Genomic DNA, 1,132 nt, shown 5'->3' on the forward strand with positions numbered 1-1,132 from the left:
GTCAGATTGTAATAAGGGACAGCGCAGGCCCACCTCCGTACGCCACCTGCCGCCCCGCACCGTCCGCATCGGCCGCGGCGACGACAACGACCTGGTCCTGGACGACCTCGTCGTCTCGCGCCACCACGCCGAGCTCCGTACCACCCCGGACGGCGGCCACGAGATCGTGGACCTCGGCAGCCACAACGGCACCTACCTCAACGGCCACCTCGTGCGGCGCCTCCCCGTGCGCACGGGCGACATCATCGGCATCGGCCACTCCGCGTTCTGCCTCGTCGGCGACGAACTCCAGGAGTACGTCGACACGGGCGAGGTCTCGCTCGACGTCCAGGACCTGATCGTGCACGTGGACGCGGGCCGCAAGACCCTGCTCGACGACGTGTCGTTCCCCGTGCGCGCCCGCTCCCTCCTCGGCGTCGTCGGCCCCAGCGGCGCGGGCAAGTCGACGCTCCTCAACGCCCTCACCGGGCTGCGCCCCGCCGACAGCGGCACCGTGCTCTACGACGGCCGCGACCTCTACCACGACTACGCCGAACTCCGGGCGCGCATCGGGCTCGTACCGCAGGAGGACATCCTGCACACCCAGCTGACCGTCCGCCGCGCCCTCGGCTATGCCGCCGAGCTGCGCTTCCCCGGCGACACCGCGAAGGCCGAGCGGCGGGCGCGCGTCGACGAGGTCATCGGCGAGCTCGGCCTCGGGCAGCGTGCCGACCAGCCCATCCACAGCCTCTCCGGCGGCCAGCGCAAGCGCGTCAGCGTGGCCCTGGAGCTGCTGACCAAGCCCTCCCTGCTCTTCCTCGACGAACCCACCTCCGGGCTCGACCCGGGCATGGACCGCTCGGTGATGACCATGCTGCGCGGCCTGGCCGACGGCGGCCGCACCGTCATCGTCGTCACCCACAGCGTGCTCAGCCTCGACCTGTGCGACCGGCTGCTGGTCCTCGCCCCCGGCGGCAGGACCGCGTTCTACGGGCCACCGGCCGAGACCCTGCCGTTCTTCGGCTTCGACCGCTGGCCGGAGGCCTTCGAGGCGTTCGAGAACGACACGGACCGGGACTGGGCGGCGCAGTACCAGGCCTCGCCCGAGTACCACCGGTACGTCACCGCCGCCACCGAACAGCCCCATCTGACC

Annotated in this window: 1 protein-coding gene; it reads left to right on the top strand. The window is 71.8% G+C overall.

From position 1 onward, the window contains the following. Nucleotides 1–1,132 (top strand): ATP-binding cassette domain-containing protein (locus K6I34_RS37245; protein ID WP_229332437.1); only part of this gene is annotated, 1,132 nt, incomplete at both ends.

It is taken from the genome of Streptomyces sp. UNOC14_S4 (assembly GCF_020740835.1).
Lineage (GTDB): Bacteria > Actinomycetota > Actinomycetes > Streptomycetales > Streptomycetaceae > Streptomyces.